General features: G+C 67.8%; 4 protein-coding genes and 1 pseudogene. 2 read left to right on the top strand and 3 right to left on the bottom strand.

Annotation, left to right across the window (positions count from 1 at the left end):
- Nucleotides 1-449: 449 nt before the first annotated feature.
- The 3 genes from ACGFYN_RS47795 to ACGFYN_RS47805 all read right to left on the bottom strand — a co-directional run bounded on the left by ACGFYN_RS47795 (nt 450) and on the right by ACGFYN_RS47805 (nt 2,090).
- A complete protein-coding gene (locus tag ACGFYN_RS47795) occupies nt 450-863 on the bottom strand; it encodes a hypothetical protein (RefSeq protein ID WP_393872233.1) in 414 nt (137 codons plus the stop codon).
- 20 nt (nt 864-883) lie between these two features.
- The gene (locus tag ACGFYN_RS47800) at nt 884-1,696 is read right to left on the bottom strand and encodes a hypothetical protein (protein WP_393872234.1); all 813 of its coding nucleotides are present in this window, start codon (nt 1,694-1,696) and stop codon (nt 884-886) included.
- A gap of 88 nt (nt 1,697-1,784) precedes the next feature.
- Nucleotides 1,785-2,090: a hypothetical protein gene (locus ACGFYN_RS47805; RefSeq protein WP_393872235.1), complete on the bottom strand. Its 306-nt coding sequence runs from the start codon at nt 2,088-2,090 to the stop codon at nt 1,785-1,787.
- A gap of 510 nt (nt 2,091-2,600) precedes the next feature.
- Here ACGFYN_RS47805 and tnpA point away from each other — a divergent pair.
- Nucleotides 2,601-2,816 (top strand): annotated as a pseudogene (gene tnpA, locus ACGFYN_RS47810) (IS200/IS605 family transposase); the annotation flags it as partial.
- A 498-nt stretch (nt 2,817-3,314) separates the two neighbouring features.
- On the top strand, nt 3,315-4,565 hold the full coding sequence (locus ACGFYN_RS47815) for an IS701 family transposase (RefSeq protein WP_393872236.1): 1,251 nt from the start codon (nt 3,315-3,317) through the stop codon (nt 4,563-4,565).
- Nucleotides 4,566-4,768 lie beyond the last annotated feature (203 nt).

The raw sequence follows: 4,768 nt of genomic DNA on the forward strand, positions 1-4,768 counted from the left end.
AAGCCGGTGGCGGGAGGCTGCCGGGCCGCAGGGCCGCTGGGCACACAGCGAGCCCGGCGCGCGAGCACCCGGGCGTCATGTGCCACCGGCTGCCCGGCTGCCCGGCATCCTGCGAGGTCGGCCTGATCCGTCGAAGATCACCGCCTTGCTGCCGGCAGGTGGGCTGGCTGGTGCGGGTGGAGCCACGGCGGCGGGAGCGAGGATGGCCGACCGGCAGGGCTGCACTCTGTTCAGGACGGCGATGACTCGTCGACGGCCGGGACCTGCGCATCTCGACCAGCAGCGCCCAGTGTGATCGCCGGAAGGCGCGGGCTCGCGCGCCGTGACCGCCGGCGCGGAGCCGTGGCTGCCATCATGGATGGTTCCGCCGTGACCCGGGCCGGTACTGCGCTGGGGTTCGCCGCGCTGATTGTCCGGATGGGTCGCTTCCGCGGTCCTGCCGTTGCGTCTCACACGTAGAGGGACACGGTCATTTCGGCGTTTGCGGGGGCCTCGATCGGATTTCCGGGTTCGGACATCCAGAGGTCGAATCTGCATTCTCTGAAATTTCCGAGATCGACCAGGGTGGACCGGCTGGTGTCATCGTTGGTGGTGAAGTGCACCGTGATCGGGTCGAAGGTTGTCATACCGGGAAAGATCTCGCCTGAGGGTTCGTACAGGAGAATGCAGCATTGCATCTCATCCTCGAACATCGGCGGCTGGAACGCGAAGCAGACCCACCCGGCGGGGCACGGGAAGACTTCCTCGGACGGGCCGCCCTGGGTGTTCGGCCAGTGCTCGTTCCGCATGATCTTCTGCTGATAGAGCCCGGAGACGGGGGTCGACAGCAGTGGCGGTCCCATTTCCGTTCTTGCGTACACCATGATTCTTTCCCTTTGCTGTTTCAGGCCGTGGCCTGGCGCGGTGCCCCTGTGGCTCGGCGGTGTTTGCGGAACAGCGCACCCCAGCACAGGGCGGAGACGAGGAGCCCGACGGCCGCGAGGACGTATGAGGCCGTCTGCAGGAAGTTGGTGAGGGCGTTGTACAGCGCTTCCACGGCCTGCCGGTTGGCGTTCGGGTCGAGATCGTTCAACGTGAGCTGCCGGATGACGGCCACCGATCCCCACAGCAGGGACGCCCCGATGGCGTAGCTGAGTCCCAGGGTCATCAGGGATCGGATCCGCTCGGTAGAGAGGATGATTGCCGCCGCGGTCAGCAGCAGGGTGCCGATGGGCAGCCAGACACCGACAGCCGACAGGGCGCGCAGTATCCGGCGCAGGGTCTCGAGGGTGTTCATGTCCAACACGCTGACCGGCGCCTTGGTCTGCGGGATGCGGTCGGCGGCCTGCACTCCGGCGCTTGTGGCCTGCTTCTTGACCCCGTCGATGACCGGTCCCAGGTCTACGGTCAGGGCGTTGGTGTCATCCGGGCCCATGAAGGTCTCCTTCGCCGCATAGGCGCGCACCGCCGCGTCCCAGGCCGCAGGGAAGGCCTGGCTGTGTGTGAAGGCGTGTGCGGCCCTGCTGAGCGCGTCTGCCTCCTCGGCGCTGAAGCTGCCGGCGGGGGACCTCCTTTGGATCTCCTCGGTGGCTCGGTCGGCCACGGCGTTTTGGATGTCCGGATTCCGGGCCAGCGGGCCCATCACCGCGACGTAGCGGTCCGTGTCGTTGATCTGGTGCGTCCACAGCGCCACCACACTGAGGGGAACGAGGAACACGATCACAACACTCAGGACACCCACCAGCAGACTCCTCATACCTCTAGGAAATGCCCGAACGTGAGCTGCCGCGACCGCAGGAAATGAGCTACGGCCGCAGCCTGGGCCCGTGAGCACGCGGGGGGCGGTGGGAGCGCCGCTCCCGTCGCGCGGTGAGCGGCAACGAGCGGGCGATCACGCGGCGCAGCCGCCATGCCAGGCTGTCCGGTCTGCGGCAGCACACCGGTCCTGGCCGCGGTGGGCGGCCGCGTGCCGCGGCCAGGACCGGGCGGGCTGCCGCCGGGCGCCGGCCCGCCCGGTGCCCCGTACAACGCTTCAGGGGCTGTGCGGCGATCAGGAGCAGGCCGACGGTCAAGGGCCACAGCACCACGGGCAGGAAGTCGGACAGCATCATGGAGCCGAGCCTGGCCCGCCGCCGTGCCGGGGGGCCAGGCCCGACCCGCGGGTGCGGCTGTTTTCACCCGGGCGGAGCAACGGCACAGGACCCTGAGCTGAGCGTTTCGGGGTGAGCCTGCAGGGTGTGGACGGCCTGGGCGGTTGACGTGAGTCTGTTCTGGTGGAGGCGGGCCCTGTGCGGATCTTGCGCAGGGCCGAGCTGCGGCTGCGTGCCCATAGGCGTGGGCACACTGCAGCGCGCACATCTCGCCCCTTCGGGCAGACCACCGACGGGAGCTCTGCGGGCCATACGTGCCGGATAAGCTGGCCTCGAGTGCCGTGCGCTTATGTGGTGGTTATCCCTCGATGGATTGTGGAAAGGCCCCGGCGGGCCTGGTTACCGCTGAATCCAGCGCAAACCCGCCTGTGAGGCCCCGAGCGTGAGCAATTGTTGATCACCGCGGACGCGGGCGGCTCGAACGGCCGCACCCGCGCCGGAAAGCCGAACTCGCTGCCCTGGCCCTGGACACACCTGCTCGTGCACTACCCGCCGAAGGTCGCCCTGTCGAAGCTGGTCAACTCGCTCAAGGGCGTCAGCTCCCGTTACCTGCGGGCTGAGTACACCGGCCGCATCAACCGGGTGGGGATGGGCTCGGTGTTCTGGTCCCGCTCCTACTTCGCCGGTTCGTGCGGCGGCGCACCGCTGACCGTCATCCGCCAGTACATCGAGCAGCAAAAACGTCCGCTCTACAGCGCGGGAAGCTCCTATAGTTGGTCAAGTGGCCTGTGGGGTGTGGTGATGCGGATCGCGTGGGGTAGGTGCTTGTAGATCTCGCGGGCTGCGAACCGTTTCAGGCAGCGGATGATGTCCTTCTTGGCCATGCCTTCGGCGGTTCGTCGGGCGACATATTCCCGGGTGCGCTGGTCGTAGTTCATGCGGACCAACACGATGGTGTGGAGCGCGTTGTTGGCGGCCGTCCTGAGATGCATTCCCTCCCCGGCTGAAGCCGGGGATACCCTGCAAGAACAGGGATGGAGCGCACCATCACGCCCACCGGCTGCCAACTCGCCACACTGACCCACCTCTACGCCCACGCGAGAACGGCCGGCATCACCCTCCCGCCAGAGAGCAAGACGGCGAGTTAATAATCCGCAGGCCCTAGTAGGGCTTGGTCATCTTCGCTTGTGAGTGGCGTGTCTGCTCGCTCGTGGGTGTCGTTGAGCTGGTGTGGCACCTGAGGAGATGACCGAAGTCCGGGAGGACTTGGAGGCGTTCGCGGCGGGCTTGTTCGACGGGTTCTTCCGTGCGGATCAGCGGCGCTGGGGGCAGGCGTATGTGCGGGGGCTGCTGCTGGACGGCAGACGCAAGTCGGTGGAGCCGATGGCAGCTCGCCTGGGCGAGGACGGCAACCGGCAGGCGCTGGCACACTTCATCACTTCCAGCCCGTGGGATCCGGCGCATGTACGGGCCCGGCTGGCCTGGCGGATGCACGAGGCGATCGACCCGGAAGCGCTGATCATCGACGACACCGGCTTCCTCAAGGACGGGGACGCCTCGGCGTGTGTGTCGCGGCAGTACACCGGCACCGCGGGCAAGGTCACCAACTGCCAGGTGGGCGTCTCGCTGCACCTGGCCCGCGATCATGCCTCGGCCGCGGTGAACTGGCGGCTGTTCCTGCCGGCTTCGTGGGATCCCGCCTCCGCGGAGGCGGATGCGGACAAGGTCGCCCGCCGCACCCGCTGCGGGATTCCTGCCCGGGTGGGGCATATGGAGAAGTGGCAGTTGGCCCTGGACATGATCGACGAGACACGGTCGTGGGGCATCGATGTCCCCCTGGTGGTCGCGGACGCCGGATACGGTGATGCCGCCGCCTTCCGCCTGGGCCTGGAGGAACGAGATCTGCCCTATGCGGTCGGTGTCTCCGGCCGGCACACCGCGCACCGGGCCGATGCCCGGCCCGTCCAGCCGGCTTATGCGGGCACCGGACGGCCACCGCATGTGCGCTATCCCGAGCCTGCGCAGACGATGAAGGAGTTGGTCGTCGCGGCGGGGAAGGCGGCCGCACGGCCGGTGTCCTGGCGGGAGGGATCCCGCCCAGGCAAGGGCCGCAGCGGCTTCAAGCGCATGTACTCGCGCTTCGTCGCCCTCAGGGTCCGCCCGGCCGGACGCGGCATCCGCAAGATTGCCGATGATCCGGAGCTGCCCGAGCGGTGGCTGCTGGCCGAGTGGCCGGCCGGCGAGAGCGAGCCGGTGCAGTTCTGGCTGTCGAACCTGCCCTCCGGAATGCCCCTGGCCACGTTGGTGCGACTGGCCAAACTGCGCTGGCGCATCGACCACGACTACCGAGAGATGAAACAGGCCCTGGGCCTGGCCCACTTCGAGGGCCGCACCTGGAACGGCTGGCACCACCACGTCACCCTCGTCTCCGCCGCCCACGCCTTCTGCACCCTGCAACGACTGACGCGAGACCCAAAAGACACAGCGCTGGTCTGAGCCTCTACCAGGTCATCCGCGACCTGCAGACACTCCTCGCCACCTGGACCGGCGCCTGCCCCACCTGCCACCGCAACATACCCACACTCATACAAACCTGACCAAGCCCTACTAGTGTCCTGCGCCAGTAGTTGATCGTTAGTAGGTGTGTGACTTCTGCTGCTGGTGCGTCAGTTCCCCGTCGGGGCCCGAAGCTGGAACCG

Source organism: Streptomyces sp. NPDC048419, from assembly GCF_043200415.1.
Classification (GTDB): domain Bacteria; phylum Actinomycetota; class Actinomycetes; order Streptomycetales; family Streptomycetaceae; genus Streptomyces.